Here is a 14,677-nt window from a genome sequence, read left to right as displayed (position 1 = left end):
TTTCTTCGGATGATGGGGTTCGCGGCGTCGACGCTCAGGAGCCCAGATGCTCCGCGTCGTGCCGCGCGTGACCGTGGTGCCGAAGACCTCGCAGGGTCAGTGCCGTATCGAGTGCGGCCACGGTCGCCTCCATCCCTTTGTCCTCGTGGCTGTGATCCAGCCCGCAGCGGTCCAATGCCTGGTCGAGCGTCTCACATGTTAGTACCCCGTTGCCCACCGGGGTGCCCTCATCCAGGGCGACCCTGGTCAGGCCCGCGGTGACCGAGTCGCAGACGTAGTCGAAGTGCGGGGTCTCGCCGCGGATCACCGCGCCCAGGCAGACGACCGCGTCGTTGTCGCGGGCGAGTTGCTGGGCGACGACCGGGATCTCCAGCGCGCCCGCGACCCGTACGACGACCGGGTCGGCGACCCGGCACTCCTTGGCCGTGGCGACGGCCCGTTCCAGAAGCCGGTCGGTGATCCGCGCGTGCCACCGGGTGCAGACGATCCCCAGCCGCAGCCCTGAGGCGTCGACGAAGGTCTCCCCCGGGCGTCCGATCCCACTCACTGACGAACCTTTCTCATCCCAGATCTCCGATCTCGTGGCCCAGCCGGTCGCGCTTGGCGGTGAGGTAGCGCCGGTTGTGCTCGGTGACGAGGACGGGCAGCGGGACGCGCCCGCGCACCTCGACGCCGAAGCGCTCCAGTCCCGCGACCTTGGCCGGGTTGTTGGTCAGCACCCGGACGGAGCGGACGCCCAGGTCGAGGAGCATCTGCGCGGCGTTGCCGTACTCGCGGGCGTCGACCGGCAGGCCGAGTTCGAGGTTGGCGTCGACGGTGTCGGAGCCGTCGTCCTGACGCTGGTACGCCCGCAGCTTGGCCACCAGGCCGATGCCCCGCCCCTCGTGCCCGCGCAGGTACAGCACGACGCCACGGCCCTCGGCGGCGATCGCGGCCATCGCGGAGTCGAGCTGGGTGCCGCAGTCGCAGCGCTCCGAGCCCAGCACGTCACCGGTCAGGCACTCGGAGTGCGCCCGTACGAGGACGTCCTCGCCGTCGCCCACGTCGCCGTAGACGAGCGCGACGTGCTCGCCGTCGTCCAGGTGGCTCGAGTAGCCGATCGCGCGCCACGTGCCGTGACGGTTCGGGATGCGGGTCTCGGCGGCCCGCTCGACCATCTGCTCGGTGCGCTTGCGGTACTCCACGAGCTGCTCGATCGAGATCAGCTTGAGGTCGTGCTCCTTGGCGAAGATCTCCAGCTGCGGCAGCCGCGCCATCGTGCCGTCGTCGTTGACGACCTCGGCCAGCACCCCGGCCGGGGTGAGCCCGGCCAGCCGGGCCAGGTCGACGGCGGCCTCGGTGTGCCCGCGGCGCCGCAGCACCCCGCCCTGGCGGTAGCGCAGCGGGAAGATGTGCCCGGGGCGGACCAGCTCGTACGGCTCGGTCGCCGAGTCGGCGAGCGTGCGGATCGTGTGGGCGCGGTCGGTGGCGGAGATGCCGGTGGTGACGCCGTCGCGGGCGTCGACGCTCACGGTGTACGCCGTGCGCATGCGCTCGTGGTTGTGCGCGGTCATCAGCGGAATCTGCAGCCGGTCCAGGTCCTCGCCCTCCATGGGCACGCAGATCACGCCGCTGCTGTACCGGATCGTGAAGGCGACCAGCTCCGGCGTCGCCTTCGACGCGGCGAAGATGATGTCGCCCTCGTTCTCCCGGTCGGCGTCGTCGACGACGACCACGGCCTTGCCGGCCGCGATGTCCGCGATCGCCTCTTCGACGCTGTCCAGACTCATGCCGCCACCACCTCGGGCTCGGTGTTCCGCCGCTGCCGGCGGTACTGCTTCAGCCAGTCGCGCAGACCGGCCATGACGAGGACGAAGAAGATGCCGTACGCCGCGCCGGAGACGTACAGCCCGGACTTGAAGGCCAGGGGGACGCCCACCAGGTCGACGAGGACCCAGATGACCCAGAAGTCGACGAGCGCCCGGCTCTGCGCGTACGTCGCGACCGCGCTGCCGACGAAGATGTACGCGTTGGCCAGCGGGGACCAGGAGATCTGCAGCCACGGGATGTTCGCGAACAGCAGGGCCACTGCGACGGTGCCGACCGCGAGCGTTCCGATGAGCGCCAGGCGCTCCCGCCCGGTCGCGGGGCGCACCGGCAGTTCCCGGCTCTCCCGCAGGCCCCGCAGCCACCGGACCCAGCCGTACGAGGCGAGCAGGAGGAACATCACCTGCTTGAGCGCGTTGCCGGGCGCGTGCGCGCTGACCGAGGCGACCAGCAGCAGGACCGCGCCGGTGAGCTGCACCGGCCAGGTCCAGATCGTGCGCCGCATCGCCAGCCAGACCGTCCCGAGGGACAGGACGTTGCCCACCAGGTCGGTCCACAGGACCTTCTCGCCGAGGACGGTGATCCCCGCCTGTGTCCAGGAGCTCACTCGACCGCTCCCGCCGTGACGAGCCGCTCGACGTACTTGGCGACGACGTCGACCTCGAGGTTCACCGGGTCGCCGGGGCCCTTGCGGCCCAGGGTGGTCAGCTCCAGCGTCGTGGGGATCAGCGCGATGGTGAAGGCGTCGTCGCGCGCCTCGACGACGGTCAGGCTGACGCCGTCGACCGTGATCGAGCCCTTCTCGACGACGTAGCGGGCGAGCCTCGGCGGGAGCTCGACGGTCACGACCTCCCAGCGCTCGCCCGGCTCGCGGGAGACGATGCGGCCGACGCCGTCGACGTGGCCCTGGACGATGTGCCCGCCGAGGCGGTCGGCGGCCCGGACGGGACGTTCGAGGTTGACCGGCGACCCCGGCTCCAGCGCGGCGAGGCTGGACCGGTCCAGGGTCTCCTTCATGACGTCGACGGTGAAGGCGTCGCCCTTGAGGTCGGTCACGGTGAGGCAGACCCCGTTGACCGCGATGGACGCGCCGTGCGCGGCGTCGGAGACGACGAGCGGGCCGCGCACGGTGAGCCGGGCGGAGTCCCCCGCCGGTTCGAGCGCGACCACCTCGCCCAGTTCCTCGACGATTCCGGTGAACATTCAGTTCTCCCTTCGGGCCGCTACCGGCCGGGTGGGGGGTTCGACGGCCGGCCTGACCGCGGTGACCCGCAGGTCGTCGCCGATCCGGGTGACGTCGTCGATCTGGAGGTGATGAGCTTCGGTGAGCGTGGTGACGCCGGCGTCGCCGAGGGCGGCCGGGCCCGAGCCGAGCAGGCGGGGGGCGAGGTAGGCGACGATCCGGTCGACCAGGCCGGCGGCCACGAAGGAGCCGGCCAGTGTCGGGCCGCCCTCGAGGAGGACCGAGACGATCTGCCGGTCGTACAGCTCGGCGAGCAGTGCGGTCAGGTCGAGACCGCCGTCGCCGTACGGCAGGCGCACGACGGCGGTGCGGCCCTCCAGCGCCGTGGCGGCGGCGTCCTCGCCCACGGCGACCAGGGTGGGGGCCTCGTCGTCCAGGACCCGGCTCGTCAGCGGCGTACGCGCGCGGGTGTCGGCGATGACGCGCAGCGGCCTGCGGGGGGTGCGCCGGTGGTCGTGCCGGTGGACCCCGCGCACGGTGAGGTGGGGATCGTCGGTGAGCACGGTGCCGGATCCGGCGACGATCGCGTCGCAGCGGGCGCGCAGCTCGTGGACGTCGTGCCGGGCCTCGGGGCCGGTGATCCACCGGCTGGTGCCGTCGGCGGCGGCGGACCGGCCGTCCAGCGTCGCGGCGTACTTCCAGGTCACGTGGGGCCGGCCCAGCCGGGTGCAGGTGAGCCACTCGGCGTTGACGCGCTCGGCCTCGGCGGCGAGCAGCCCCTCCTCCACCTCGACCCCCGCCTCGGCGAGCCGGCGGGCGCCGCCGCCCGCGACGGGATCGGGGTCGGCGACCGCGTAGATGACGCGCCGGACGCCGGCCTCGATGATGGCCTCGGTGCACGGCCCGGTACGGCCCTGGTGGTCGCAGGGTTCGAGGGTGACGAGGAGGGTGCCGCCCTCGGCGCGGCCGGCGGCCTCGCGCAGCGCCACGACCTCGGCGTGCGGACCTCCGGCGTACGCGTGGTGTCCCTCGCCCGCGACCTGTCCGTCGGCGTCGAGGACGACGCAGCCGACGACGGGATTGGGGCTGGTCTCACCGCGGGCGCGGGCGGCGAGCGCCAGCGCCCGGCGCATCGCCCGCTCCTGCGCGGGATGAACGATCACCCGGGCCTCCCTGATCAGGCTCCGGGTGCGCGGCAAGGCCGCAGTGGCCATGCCCGACAGGGCACGGCCGCGTGCTGCCTCCCATCCGGACTTTAACCGTCGGTCCCGGAATTCCACCGGGTCAACCGGCCGATGGTTTCGGCCGGGTCGCGGACTGTCACCGCCGGTTCGGACTTTCACCGACCCCGGAGCACGCTTTCACTGACTCACAACCAGTGTGCCATGCCGGGCATTCCGCGCCACATGTGAGCATGCACACGCCTCCGAATTCTGCCAACCAATCGCTTGCTTGACAAGCCTGGCGGGACCGAGGCGATGACGGCTCCCGCCCTTCTGGTTCCATAGGGGTCGAATGTGGTTCTAGTGGAGAGACGAAGGCGGGGCCGATGACGCAGCGAACGGAGTGGATGGAGCCTGGAGCGTTCCAGGTCGCGCCTGGTGTGCACCGGATCCCGCTGCCGCTTCCCAACGACGGCCTGCGCGCCGTCAACGTCTACGCGATCACCGGCGAGGACGGCCTGGTGCTGATCGACGGCGGCTGGGCGCTGGAGGAGTCCCGGCGGCGGCTGGAGACGGCGCTGAAGGAGCTCGGGCACGGTCTCGGCGACATCACCCGCTTCCTCGTCACCCACGTCCACCGCGACCACTACACGCAGGCGGTCGCCGTCCGCCGGGAGTTCGGCACGCGGGTCAGCCTCGGCATCGGCGAGCGGCACACGCTCGAACTGCTGACCCGGCCGGCGCGCCCGGAGGAGTCCCCGCAGCTCGCGCGCCTCCTCGCCTGCGGCGCGGGCCCCCTCGTCGAACGCCTCAAGGCCGCCTGGAGGGAGGGCGGCCAGGACCGCCTCGACTGGGAGATGCCCGACGACTGGATCGACGGCCGCACCGCCGTGCCGCTCGGCGACCGCGAGCTCCTCGCCGTCCCCACGCCGGGCCACACGCGCGGGCACCTCGTCTTCGCCGACCTCGGCGCCGGGCTGATGTTCGCCGGGGACCACGTCCTGCCGCACATCACGCCGTCCATCGGCTTCGAGAGCGCCCCGGACACCTCCCCGCTCGGGGCGTACCTCGACTCCCTGCGGCTCGTCCGCGAGATGCCCGACCTGCGGCTGCTGCCCGCGCACGGACCGGTCACCGACAGCGTCCACGCCCGCGTCGACGCCCTCCTGGAGCACCACGCCGAGCGGCTCGACGCGAGCGCCGCCGCCGTCACGGCGGGTTCGGGCACGGCGTACGAGACGGCGCGCGCCCTCACCTGGACCCGGCGGGGCCGCGCCTTCGACGACCTCGACCTGTTCAACCAGATGCTGGCGACCACCGAGACCCAGGCGCACCTGGAGGTGCTCGTCACGCAGGGCCGCCTGCGCGGCCGCGCGGACGGCGACGGCGTGGTGATCTACGAGACGGCGTGAGTCAGGAGGCGTACGCGCCGCTCGCGCGCTCGCGCAGGGAGCGGACGGCCTCGGCGGGGTCGTCGGCGGAGTAGACCGCCGAACCCGCCACGAAGACGTCCGCGCCCGCCTCGGCGCAGCGCTCGATCGTCTCGGCGTTCACCCCGCCGTCGACCTGCAGCCAGACGTCGAGGTCGCGGCCCTTGATGAGGTCGCGGGCCCGCCGCACCTTCGGCAGGACCACGTCGAGGAACGACTGGCCGCCGAAACCGGGCTCGACCGTCATGACGAGCAGCATGTCGATCTCGGCGAGCAGGTCGGCGTACGACTCGACGGCCGTGCCGGGGTTGAGCGCCAGCCCCGCCCGTGCGCCCGCCGAGCGGATCGCCCGGAGCGTACGGATCGGCGCGCTCGCGGCCTCCGCGTGGATGGTCACGCTGCCCGCGCCCGCCTCCGCGTAGCCGGGCGCCCACCGGTCGGGGTCCTCGATCATGAGGTGGCAGTCCAGCGGCAGAGGCGTGACCTTGAGCAGCGACTCGACCACCGGAAGCCCGAGCGTGAGGTTGGGCACGAAGTGGTTGTCCATCACGTCGACGTGGATCCAGTCGGCGTTGGACACCGCCGTCACCTCGTCGGCGAGACGGGAGAAGTCGGCGGACAGGATGCTGGGAGCGATTTGCACGGCCATGATGCCGACAAGTCTAGAGACGGCCGTCCTCGGGCGGGCGGGCGGCGTCGAGGTCGGCGGCGGCGGACCTCAGCGCCTCGACGGTGACCGCGATGGACGGGCGGCGTACGCTCGCGGTCCGCACGACCGCGTAGACGTAGCGGGTCATCGAACGTGGCAGGCGGCGCACCGCGATCCCCGGCACGCCCACGGTGAGGGCGAGGCTCGGGACGGCGGCGACGCCGACGCCACGGGCGACGAGCCCGAGGATCGTGCCGAGCCCCTCGAACTCCCACGGCACCGACGGGGCGCCGCCGACGTCGGACAGGAGCCGGTCGAACGCCTCGCGCGAGGGCTCGCCGGGCGGCGCCGCCATCCACGGCTCCTCCCGGAGCCGCCGCAGGTCGAGCCGCACGTCCGGGTCGGCCGCCCAGTGGTCGGACGGCACGACCAGCACGACCGGGTCGTGCATGAGGAGCGTGAACCGCAGGCTGCCGCCCCCGCGCGTCGGCAGCCGGCCCGTCCAGTCGTCGATCAGCGCGACGTCGACCTCGCCGGACCGCACCTGCGGCAGGCCGTCGCCGGAGGTCTGGCGGAGCTGGAACGTCAGGCCCGAGTGCCGGCGCAGGCTGTGCGCCAGCGCCGGGGCGAACGCCACCGCCGCGGTGGGGAACGCGGTGAGGACCACGTGCCCGGAGGGCTCGGGCTCGGCCATGTCCGCCTCGGCGAACTCGATCATCCGCAGGATGCGCTCGGCGTGCCGGACGAGCCGACGGCCGGCGTCGGTCAGCTCGGCGCTGCGCGCGGTGCGGTCGAGGAGGGTCGCGCCGGCCTCCCGCTCGAGCACGGCGAGTTGCTGGGACACGGCCGACGCGGTGTAGCCCAGGGCCTTCGCGGTGGCCGCGATGCTGCCGCGCTCGGCGAACTCGCGCAGCAGGCGGAGCCGCCGGACGTCGAGCATAAGCACATCTTATGCAGACCAGCGGAAAGCCTCGCTTGTGATGATGCCGGGGAACGCTGAACGATGAAGGGGCACGGCGCCGCGCACGACCACTTTTCCGACCGGAAGCTCCCTTGGAGTCGTTCGATATGTCAGTCGCCATCTCCGCGACTCTCGCCGCCAATGAGGCGCTCGACCGCCGCCGTCGCGCGGGCCTGCCCGTCCTTCCCCTGGCCTTCGGAGAGGCCGGGCTCAACGTCCACCCGGGTCTGGAGCGCCGGCTCGGCGCGGCGGCCGGCCGCGGCGCCTACGGACCGGTCGCGGGCAGCGCCACCCTGCGGGACGCCGCGGCGGGGTACTGGCGCCGCCGGGGGCTGTCCGCGGACCCCGACCTGGTCGTGGCCGGCCCCGGCAGCAAGCCCCTCCTGTACGCCCTCCTGCTGGCGGTGGGCGGAAGCGTCGTCGTCCCACGGCCCAGCTGGGTCAGCTACGCCGCCCAGACCCGCCTGATGGGCGCCGAGCCGGTCTTCGTCCCCATCCGCCCCGGCGAAGGCGGTGTTCCCGATCCCGGCGCGCTGGCCGGGGCCGTGGCACGGGCGAGGGCCGCCGGCCACGTGGTCCGCAGTGTCGTCGTCACGCTCCCCGACAACCCGACGGGCACGCTGGCGCCCCCGGACACGGTCCGCCGCCTCTGCGAGGCCGCCCGCGAACTCGACCTGGTGATCATCGCCGACGAGATCTACCGCGACCTCGTCTTCGACCAGCGCGGCGACTTCCCCTCGCCCGCGCGCTTCGCGCCGGAGCGGACGGTGATCACCACGGCCCTGAGCAAGAGCCTCGCGCTCGGCGGCTGGCGGATCGGCGTGGCGCGGCTGCCCGGGGAGCTGCACGGCCTGCGGGACCGGCTCGCCGGAGTGGCCAGCGAGATCTGGTCGAGCGCGTCCGGCCCGGTCCAGGAGGCGGCGGCCTACGCCTTCACCGAGCCGCCGGAGATCGCCGACCGGATCACCGCCAGCCGCCGCCTGCACGCGGCCGTGGCGACCGCGATGGCGGAGCGGTTCGCGAGCGCCGGGGCGCGCGTGGCGGCGCCCCAGGGCGGGTTCTACTGCTACCCGGAGTTCGCCGGGCCGGTCCGCGACCACCTGCGCGAACGCTTCGGGATCCGGACCTCCGCCGACCTGGCGGACCTCCTCCTCGAAGAGCACGGCGTCGGCGTGCTGCCCGGCAGCGCGTTCGGCGACCCGCCGGAGGCGCTGCGGGTCCGGGTGGCCAGCAGCCTGCTGTACGGCGACACCCACGAGCAGCGCGACGCCGCCCTGGGCGCGCCCGACCCGCTCGCCCTGCCCTGGGTCGCGGACGCCCTGGACCGTGCCGCCGAGGTGCTCGCGGAGCTGACCTCCGAGGTCCGCGCGGCGGTCCCGGTGTCCGCCTGAGCCCGCCGCCGGGGACGCCGGACGCGGCGGCACAGGAGGGGGTCAGGCCGCACGAGGCCGGCCAGGCGCGCGTCACTTCACTGGGGGCGGTCTCAGGCCTCCGGCGCGCGAGGCGCGGCCTAGGCGCGGCGGCGCAGGAGGGCGAGGAACATCGCGTCCGTGCCGTGCCGGTGCGGCCAGAACTGGGCGTACGGGCCGTCGCCCAGGCCCGGCACCTCCTTCAGGTGCGCGGGCGCGTCCAGTCGTTCGACGTCGTCGCGGCCGCGCAGGACGTCGTCGACGACGACCCGCGTCTCGGCCAGGTGCGGGGAGCAGGTGACGTACGCGACGACGCCGCCGGGCCGCACGGACTCCAGCGCCGACGTGAGCAGCCGCCGCTGCAGGGGGCCGAGCTCGGCGACCGCCTGGGGTCCGCGCCGCCAGCGCGCCTCCGGGCGGCGGCGCAGCGCGCCCAGGCCGGTGCAGGGCGCGTCGACGAGCGCCCGGTCGAACGAGCCGGGCCGCCAGGCGGGCCGGGTGCCGTCCACGACCGCCGCCGCGCCCGCCGCGTCGACGCTGCCGGCGACGAGCCGGGCGCGGTGCGGCTGGACGTCGCAGGCGAGCAGGTGCGCGCCGCGCTCCCCCGCCAGTCCCGACAGCAGGCCGGCCTTCCCGCCGGGCCCCGCGCACAGGTCGAGCCAGCGGCGGTCCGGGCCCTCGATCGCGACCCGGGTGAGGGCCAGCGCGACGAGCTGGCTGCCCTCGTCCTGGACGGCGGCGCGGCCCTCGGCCACCGCGGGGACCGAGCCGGGATCGCCTTCGGGGAGGTACGCGGCGTACGGGGAGTACGCGGCGGGCTCGCCGCCGAGCTCGGCGACGGTCGCGCGGCCCGGGCGGGCCACGAGGGTGACGCGGGGGCGTTCGTTGTCGGCGGCCAGCAGCGCCTCGACCTCGGCCGGTCCGGCCGCGTCGCGCAGCGCGTTCACGATCCAGCGCGGGTGGCTGTGCACGACCGCCAGCCGTCCGGTCTCGTCCTCGGGCGCCACGATGCCCAGCCACGTGTCGAGGTCGCGGGCGGAGACCTTGCGGAGCACCGCGTTGGCGAACTTGGCCTGGCCGGGCCCGGACACCGAGCGCGCCAGGTCCACGGCCGTGCCGACGGCGGCGTGCGCGGGGATGCGGGTGCGCAGCAGCTGATGGACGCCGAGCCGCAGGACGTTGAGCAGCGGCCGGTCGATCTTGGCGACGGGCCGGTCGCTGCACACGTCGAGCACCGCGTCGTACGTGCCGCGCCCGCGCAGCGTGCCGTAGGTCAGCTCGGTCGCCAGCGCGGCGTCCCGGCCGGTCAGACCGCGCTCGCGCAGCAGGGAGGGCAGCAGCAGGTTGGCGTAGGCGTCGCGCTCGTCGACCGCCTGCAGGACGTCGTACGCGGTACGGCGGACGGGATCGCGCGGGCGGCGGCGCTGCGGCGGGCGGTTCGGCCGGCCTCCCTGGCCGGGCTCGCGACGGGATTGCCGGGGAGGCATCAGGTCAGTACGTCCTCATCGGTCGGGTGGACGCCGCGGGCCCAGGCGGCCGCGTCCATGCGCTGCTTGCCCTGCGACTGGACCTGCCCGAGCAGCACCGGATGAGTGCCCGTCCCGGCGAGGACCTCGCGCTTGGTGACCCGCAGGCGGCCGGGCGCGAGCGGCTCCGCGTCCGGAGCGGGCCGGACCGGGCCCAGTTTGAGCCGCTCGCCGCGGAAGGTCGTCCAGGCCCCCGGCGCGGGCGTGCAGGCCCGTACGCGCCGGTCGACGTGCAGGGCGGCCTTGGACCAGTCGACCCGGGCGTCCTCCGGGGTGAGCTTGGCGGCGTACGAGACGCCGTCGGCGGGCTGCGGGCGCGGCTCCAGCGAGCCGTCCTCGATGCCGTCCATCGTGGCGACGAGCAGGTGCGCGCCGGTCCCCGCCAGCCGGCCCAGCAGGTCTCCGCTGGTGTCCTCGGGCAGGATCGGCTCGGTCACCACGCCGTACACGGGCCCGGTGTCGAGGTCCTCCTCGATCTGGAACGTCGCCGCGCCGGTGATGTCGTCGCCGTGCAGCACGGCGTGCTGCACGGGCGCCGCGCCGCGCCAGGCGGGCAGCAGCGAGAAGTGCAGGTTGACCCAGCCGTGCCGCGGGATGTCCAGTGCCGAACGCGGGATCAGCGCGCCGTACGCCACGACCGGGCAGCAGTCCGGCGCGATCTCCCGCAGCCGGTCCAGGAACTCCGGGTCCTTCACCTTGGCGGGCCTGAGCACCTCCACGCCCGCCTCGGCCGCCCGCTGCGCGACCGGGCTCGGCGTGAGCCGGCGCCCGCGTCCGGCGGGCGCGTCCGGGCGGGTGACGACCGCGACGACCTCGTGGCGGGACTCCAGCAGCGCCTCGAGGGCGGGCACCGCGGTGTCCGGGGTTCCGGCGAATACCAGGCGCACTAGCGGTCTCCGTCCGCGCTCACAGGGCCTTGCCGAACGTACGGTGCGGGGAGTCCTTCACGATGGGCTTCGGCTCGCCGAACCACTCGGCCTCCCGGATCGCCTTCATCGCGGCCTTGCGCTGCTCCGGGTCCAGCCGGTCGATGAAGATGATGCCGTCGAGGTGGTCGGTCTCGTGCTGGACGCAGCGGGCCAGCAGCTCGGTGCCCTCTACCGCGATCGGCTCGCCGTACATGTTGAAGCCCTTGGCGACCACGCCGAAGGCGCGCTTGGTCGGGAAGACCAGGCCCGGCAGCGACAGGCACCCCTCGTCGCCGTCCTGCTGCTCCTCCGACAGGTCGAGCGTGGGGTTCACGACATGGCCGAGCTGATCGTCGACGTAGTAGGTGAAGACCCGCAGGCCGACGCCGAGCTGCGGCGCCGCCAGCCCGACGCCCGGAGCGTCGAGCATGGTGTCCGACAGGTCCTTGACCAGCGTCCGGAGCTCCTTGTCGAAGTCCTTCACCGGATCCGCCGGGGTCCGCAGGACCGGGTCACCGAAGAGGCGGATGGGCTTGACTGCCACGTACGGCTCCGTTCGACGTTCTGGGGCTGGAGGATCCAGTCTACGGAGGTCGTGCCACCGCACGCGCTCAGATCAGCTCCAGCGGATCGATCCGCACGCGAACGACCTCGGTGACCTTTCGTGCGCTCCGCGCGGCCTGGGCGGCCTTGAGGCACCGGGCCAGCACGGCGCCGCGGGCGCGATCCACCCGGACGAGGGCGCGCTCCTGACCGTCGCCGACCTCGACCGGCCCCAGCACCTCGGCCTCCGGCGGCAGGGCCGCCGCCTCCAGCAGATCCCGTACGGCCTGCGGCGTGCCGGTCACGGACGCCATGCGGACGGCGGGCGGGAAGCCGAGCTCCCGGCGTTCGGCCAGCTCCCGCTCGGCGAACGTCGCGGGGTCCCACCGGATCAGCGCCTGCACCGGGGCCAGGGCGCCGTCGGCGAGCACGACGACGGGGCCGCCGGGGCGTACGAGGGCGGCGGCGTCCGTCCACCGGCGCAGCGTCTCCTCACCGGCCCGCAGGTCGGCACGGCCGAGCAGCACCCAGCCGTCGAGCAGGAGCGCCGCCGCGTATCCCTCCGCCGGCACGGGCTCCGCGCCGGGCGTCGCGACGACCAGCGCGGGCTCGGCGCCCACGGTGGCGAGCACGCCGTCCCGCCCCGAGGTGCGGATCGGCACGCCGGGGAACGCCCGGCCCAGCTCCTCCGCGGTCCGCCGGGCGCCCACCACGACCGCCCGTACGTGCCCGCTCCCGCACTCCGGGCAGCGCCAGGCCCCGGCGATGCGGCCGCACCACCGGCAGTACGGCGCGGCGTGCCCCGAGGTCAGTGCGAGGGGCCCCTCGCACTCCGGGCAGCGCGCCGGTCCCCGGCAGCGGGCGCAGGCCAGGGCCGGGACGTAGCCGCGGCGCGGCACCTGCACGAGCACCGGCCCCTTCTCGAGCCCCTGCCGGGCCGCCCGGAACGCCAGATGCGGCAGCCGCGCCGTGCGGGCGGCCTCGTCGCGGGCGAGTTCGGCGTCGTCCCCGGCGGGCCGGACGTACGGCATCGACCGCCGCAGCCGGTCCCGGTCCGGGACCAGCGGATGCGCCCAGCCGGTCTCCAGGAGCTGCGTGGCGTCGGTGGTGCGCGTGAACCCGCCGATCAGCGCGCCGGCCCCGGCCCGGTGGGCGCGCAGCGCGAGCACCTCGCGGGCGTGCGGGTACGGCGCGTGCGGCTCGGCGTGGACGTCGTCGCCGTCGTCCCAGAGCACGACGAGGCCGAGGTCGCGCACCGGGGCGAACATCGCGGCGCGCGTTCCGACGACCGCGGTCGCCTCGCCGCGCAGGACGGCGAGCCAGCGCCGGTAGCGCTCGGCCGGGCCGAGCTCGGCGGTGAGCGCGACGTGACGGCCCGGCTCCAGGGCGGTCCCGAGGGCCGCGTCGACCCGCGCGACGTCACGGCCGTCGGCGACCACGATCAGCACTCCGCGACCGCCGTCCAGGGTGGCGCGCGCGGCGCCGGCGACGGCGCCGGTCCAGTCCGCGCCCGGCAGCGCGGTCCACACCGCGCGAGGCGCGCGCCCCTCTCTCAGGGCGGCGAGGAACGACGGCCCCGCCCGGTACGCGTCCCACGTCCCGAGCCCATCGTCGCCGGGCGCACCCGCGCCGTCGGCGCCCGACACGACGGTCGCGGCGGCGGGACCCGCGGGCGCGGCGTCCGGGCCTGGGCTCGTCGTGTCCGGGCGCGCGGTCGCGGCGTCCGGATCCTCGACCGCGGCGTCCGTGCCCGCGATCTCCGCGCCCGAGGTCCCGGCCGCGGCGTCCGTGCCCGCGGTCTCGGCGGCCGGGCGTGCCGTCCCCGCCTCCGTGCCGGCCGTCTCCGCGACCGGGCGTGCGGTCTCCGCGTTCACGCTCGCGGACGCGGCGCCGGCGACTGCGGGGCGGCGCTCCGCCTCGACGCGGGCGTGCCGGGGCGGGACGGCCAGGCGCAACACGTCGGACAGGGTGCCCGCGTACCGGTCGGCCACCTCACGGGCGAGCGCGGCGATCTCGGGGGTGAGCACCGGCTCGGGAGAGATCACGCGTTCGAGGAAGGACAGCCGCCCGTCGTGGTCGCTGTCCTCGGCGCGCTCCAGCAGGAACCCGTCGACCAGCTGACCGGCGAACCGCACCCGTACCCGGCAGCCGGGCACGGCCTTGTCGTCCAGCTCGGACGGGACGAGGTAGTCGAACGACCGGTCCAGGTGCGGCAGGGGAACGTCCACGACCACCCTGGCGACCTTGAGCGTCTCCGCGGGCCGCCGCGCGCCCTTCCGTGCCTTTCCGGAGCCCTTACGCTCGGGCGGCCGGACGACGGCCGTCAGGCCGTCCATGCCGGGAATCTGGGGAGTGGTCCCGGAGCCCCCGCCGTCGTTCGCCACTCCCCCGTCCTACCAGACGCCGGGCGTGCCCGGCGCCGCGCGCCGGGCGCGTCCCGGGACCGGTCATGTGCCTGAGACGGACGCGGCCACCTTCTTGGGCACGACCATGCGCCAGGCGTCGACGACGAGCTCGCGCATCTCCGGCTCGTCGATCGCGGCCAGGCTTACCTCCACCCAGTTGAAGCGCTGGTCGGAGAGGCGGGGCAGGCGGAACTTCTCCGGCTCGCCCGCGACGAGGACGGCGCGCTCCTCCTTCGGGAACGCGAAGCCCATCCACTCCTCGTCGGCGGAGATCGCGACGTACACGATCCTCCCGACGCGGAACTTCACGCGGTCCCTGATGAGATGTTCCTCGGTGCGCGGCAGCGCCGACGCGACGCGCCGTACGTCCTCGACCGTGACCAATCCCGCCCCGCCTCTCCCGCACGGTCCGTTTCGGGCTAGCAGTCCGGCGCGGCGCAGGTCATCTCGACGTCCTGCGCGGCCTCGTCGACGCGGGACCGGCCCGGCGGTCCCTCCGGGACGTGAGGCCGTTCGAGCCGGGCGGCGACGGCCAGCGCCCGCAGGGAGTGCGTTCTCACCAGACTCTGCCGGGGGCCGCCCGACCGGGTTCGGCGCTCGGGGATGCTGCTGTTCACCGATGACCTCCAGGGGTGGGGAACGTCACAGCGACCACAAAGGGGTCACATGTGTCTCTAATACCCCACAGCGCAAG

The 14,677-nt window shown here is 74.7% G+C and carries 15 protein-coding genes and 1 riboswitch; of the genes, 2 read left to right on the top strand and 13 right to left on the bottom strand.

The genetic code is table 11. The features are described 5' to 3' along the window. Nucleotides 1–34: 34 nt before the first annotated feature. The 5 genes from ribH to ribD are packed head-to-tail and all read right to left on the bottom strand — an operon-like array spanning nucleotide 35 to nucleotide 4,152. Nucleotides 35–547: a 6,7-dimethyl-8-ribityllumazine synthase gene (gene ribH, locus NDW01_RS02070; RefSeq protein ID WP_252815989.1), complete on the bottom strand. Its 513-nt coding sequence runs from the start codon at nucleotides 545–547 to the stop codon at nucleotides 35–37. Between the two features lie 13 nt (nucleotides 548–560). Further along, nucleotides 561–1,769 (bottom strand): bifunctional 3,4-dihydroxy-2-butanone-4-phosphate synthase/GTP cyclohydrolase II, encoded by a 1,209-nt coding sequence (locus tag NDW01_RS02065; RefSeq protein WP_252815988.1) that lies wholly within the window; start codon nucleotides 1,767–1,769, stop codon nucleotides 561–563. Beyond that, nucleotides 1,766–2,413 carry a nicotinamide riboside transporter PnuC gene (gene pnuC / locus NDW01_RS02060; RefSeq protein ID WP_252815986.1) on the bottom strand — a complete coding sequence of 216 codons (648 nt, stop codon included), beginning with the start codon at nucleotides 2,411–2,413 and terminating at the stop codon, nucleotides 1,766–1,768. The genes NDW01_RS02065 and pnuC overlap by 4 nt, the downstream gene beginning before the upstream one ends. After that, entirely contained in the window at nucleotides 2,410–3,009 is a 600-nt protein-coding gene (locus NDW01_RS02055; RefSeq protein WP_252815984.1) for a riboflavin synthase, read from the bottom strand. Before NDW01_RS02055 ends, pnuC begins: the two co-directional genes overlap by 4 nt. Beyond that, nucleotides 3,010–4,152 (bottom strand): bifunctional diaminohydroxyphosphoribosylaminopyrimidine deaminase/5-amino-6-(5-phosphoribosylamino)uracil reductase RibD, encoded by a 1,143-nt coding sequence (gene ribD, locus NDW01_RS02050; RefSeq protein ID WP_252815982.1) that lies wholly within the window; start codon nucleotides 4,150–4,152, stop codon nucleotides 3,010–3,012. Between the two features lie 67 nt (nucleotides 4,153–4,219). Then, nucleotides 4,220–4,350, bottom strand: a riboswitch (FMN riboswitch). Nucleotides 4,351–4,538: 188 nt separating this feature from the next. Between ribD and NDW01_RS02045 the strand changes: the two genes are divergently transcribed. Continuing rightward, nucleotides 4,539–5,564, top strand: a complete 1,026-nt coding sequence (locus tag NDW01_RS02045) for an MBL fold metallo-hydrolase (protein WP_252815979.1) — start codon at nucleotides 4,539–4,541, stop codon at nucleotides 5,562–5,564. A gap of 1 nt (nucleotide 5,565) precedes the next feature. Here the strand turns inward: NDW01_RS02045 and rpe are convergent, their stop codons facing one another. Both rpe and NDW01_RS02035 read right to left on the bottom strand, forming a co-directional pair. Beyond that, a complete protein-coding gene (gene rpe, locus NDW01_RS02040) occupies nucleotides 5,566–6,231 on the bottom strand; it encodes a ribulose-phosphate 3-epimerase (RefSeq protein WP_252782959.1) in 666 nt (221 codons plus the stop codon). A 13-nt stretch (nucleotides 6,232–6,244) separates the two neighbouring features. Continuing rightward, nucleotides 6,245–7,171: a LysR family transcriptional regulator gene (locus NDW01_RS02035; protein ID WP_252815977.1), complete on the bottom strand. Its 927-nt coding sequence runs from the start codon at nucleotides 7,169–7,171 to the stop codon at nucleotides 6,245–6,247. A 128-nt stretch (nucleotides 7,172–7,299) separates the two neighbouring features. On the opposite strand from NDW01_RS02035, the gene NDW01_RS02030 reads away from it, so the two are divergent. Then, nucleotides 7,300–8,583 (top strand): pyridoxal phosphate-dependent aminotransferase, encoded by a 1,284-nt coding sequence (locus NDW01_RS02030; RefSeq protein ID WP_252815975.1) that lies wholly within the window; start codon nucleotides 7,300–7,302, stop codon nucleotides 8,581–8,583. Nucleotides 8,584–8,702: 119 nt separating this feature from the next. On the opposite strand, the gene NDW01_RS02025 is transcribed toward NDW01_RS02030, so the two are convergent. The 6 genes from NDW01_RS02025 to NDW01_RS02000 form a co-directional block, all read right to left on the bottom strand. Next, nucleotides 8,703–10,088, bottom strand: a complete 1,386-nt coding sequence (locus NDW01_RS02025; RefSeq protein ID WP_252815973.1) for an RsmB/NOP family class I SAM-dependent RNA methyltransferase — start codon at nucleotides 10,086–10,088, stop codon at nucleotides 8,703–8,705. Beyond that, a complete protein-coding gene (gene fmt / locus NDW01_RS02020) occupies nucleotides 10,088–11,014 on the bottom strand; it encodes a methionyl-tRNA formyltransferase (protein WP_252815971.1) in 927 nt (308 codons plus the stop codon). The genes NDW01_RS02025 and fmt overlap by 1 nt, the downstream gene beginning before the upstream one ends. 19 nt (nucleotides 11,015–11,033) lie before the next feature. Then, nucleotides 11,034–11,579 (bottom strand): peptide deformylase, encoded by a 546-nt coding sequence (def, locus tag NDW01_RS02015; RefSeq protein ID WP_252815969.1) that lies wholly within the window; start codon nucleotides 11,577–11,579, stop codon nucleotides 11,034–11,036. A 67-nt stretch (nucleotides 11,580–11,646) separates the two neighbouring features. Then, nucleotides 11,647–13,914, bottom strand: a complete 2,268-nt coding sequence (locus NDW01_RS02010) for a primosomal protein N' (protein WP_252815967.1) — start codon at nucleotides 13,912–13,914, stop codon at nucleotides 11,647–11,649. A gap of 111 nt (nucleotides 13,915–14,025) precedes the next feature. After that, nucleotides 14,026–14,367, bottom strand: coding sequence for an MmcQ/YjbR family DNA-binding protein (locus NDW01_RS02005; protein WP_252815965.1), 342 nt, complete (start codon nucleotides 14,365–14,367; stop codon nucleotides 14,026–14,028). Between the two features lie 35 nt (nucleotides 14,368–14,402). Beyond that, the gene (locus NDW01_RS02000) at nucleotides 14,403–14,600 is read right to left on the bottom strand and encodes a hypothetical protein (RefSeq protein ID WP_252815963.1); all 198 of its coding nucleotides are present in this window, start codon (nucleotides 14,598–14,600) and stop codon (nucleotides 14,403–14,405) included. Nucleotides 14,601–14,677 lie beyond the last annotated feature (77 nt).

Source organism: Actinoallomurus soli (assembly GCF_024055715.1).
Taxonomy (GTDB): Bacteria; Actinomycetota; Actinomycetes; order Streptosporangiales; family Streptosporangiaceae; genus Actinoallomurus; species Actinoallomurus soli.
The sequence above is the reverse complement of the archived record's forward strand: the minus strand, read 5'-3'. Positions and strand labels throughout refer to the sequence as shown.

Coding starts and splice junctions, on each gene's coding strand:
- NDW01_RS02065 (WP_252815988.1), bottom strand. CDS start 1,769: ATGAGTCTGGACAGCGTCGAAGAGGCGATCGCGGACATCGCGGCCGGC.
- NDW01_RS02030 (WP_252815975.1), top strand. CDS start 7,300: ATGTCAGTCGCCATCTCCGCGACTCTCGCCGCCAATGAGGCGCTCGAC.
- rpe (WP_252782959.1), bottom strand. CDS start 6,231: ATGGCCGTGCAAATCGCTCCCAGCATCCTGTCCGCCGACTTCTCCCGT.
- NDW01_RS02045 (WP_252815979.1), top strand. CDS start 4,539: ATGACGCAGCGAACGGAGTGGATGGAGCCTGGAGCGTTCCAGGTCGCG.
- NDW01_RS02025 (WP_252815973.1), bottom strand. CDS start 10,088: ATGCCTCCCCGGCAATCCCGTCGCGAGCCCGGCCAGGGAGGCCGGCCG.
- NDW01_RS02055 (WP_252815984.1), bottom strand. CDS start 3,009: ATGTTCACCGGAATCGTCGAGGAACTGGGCGAGGTGGTCGCGCTCGAA.
- NDW01_RS02010 (WP_252815967.1), bottom strand. CDS start 13,914: ATGGACGGCCTGACGGCCGTCGTCCGGCCGCCCGAGCGTAAGGGCTCC.
- NDW01_RS02035 (WP_252815977.1), bottom strand. CDS start 7,171: ATGCTCGACGTCCGGCGGCTCCGCCTGCTGCGCGAGTTCGCCGAGCGC.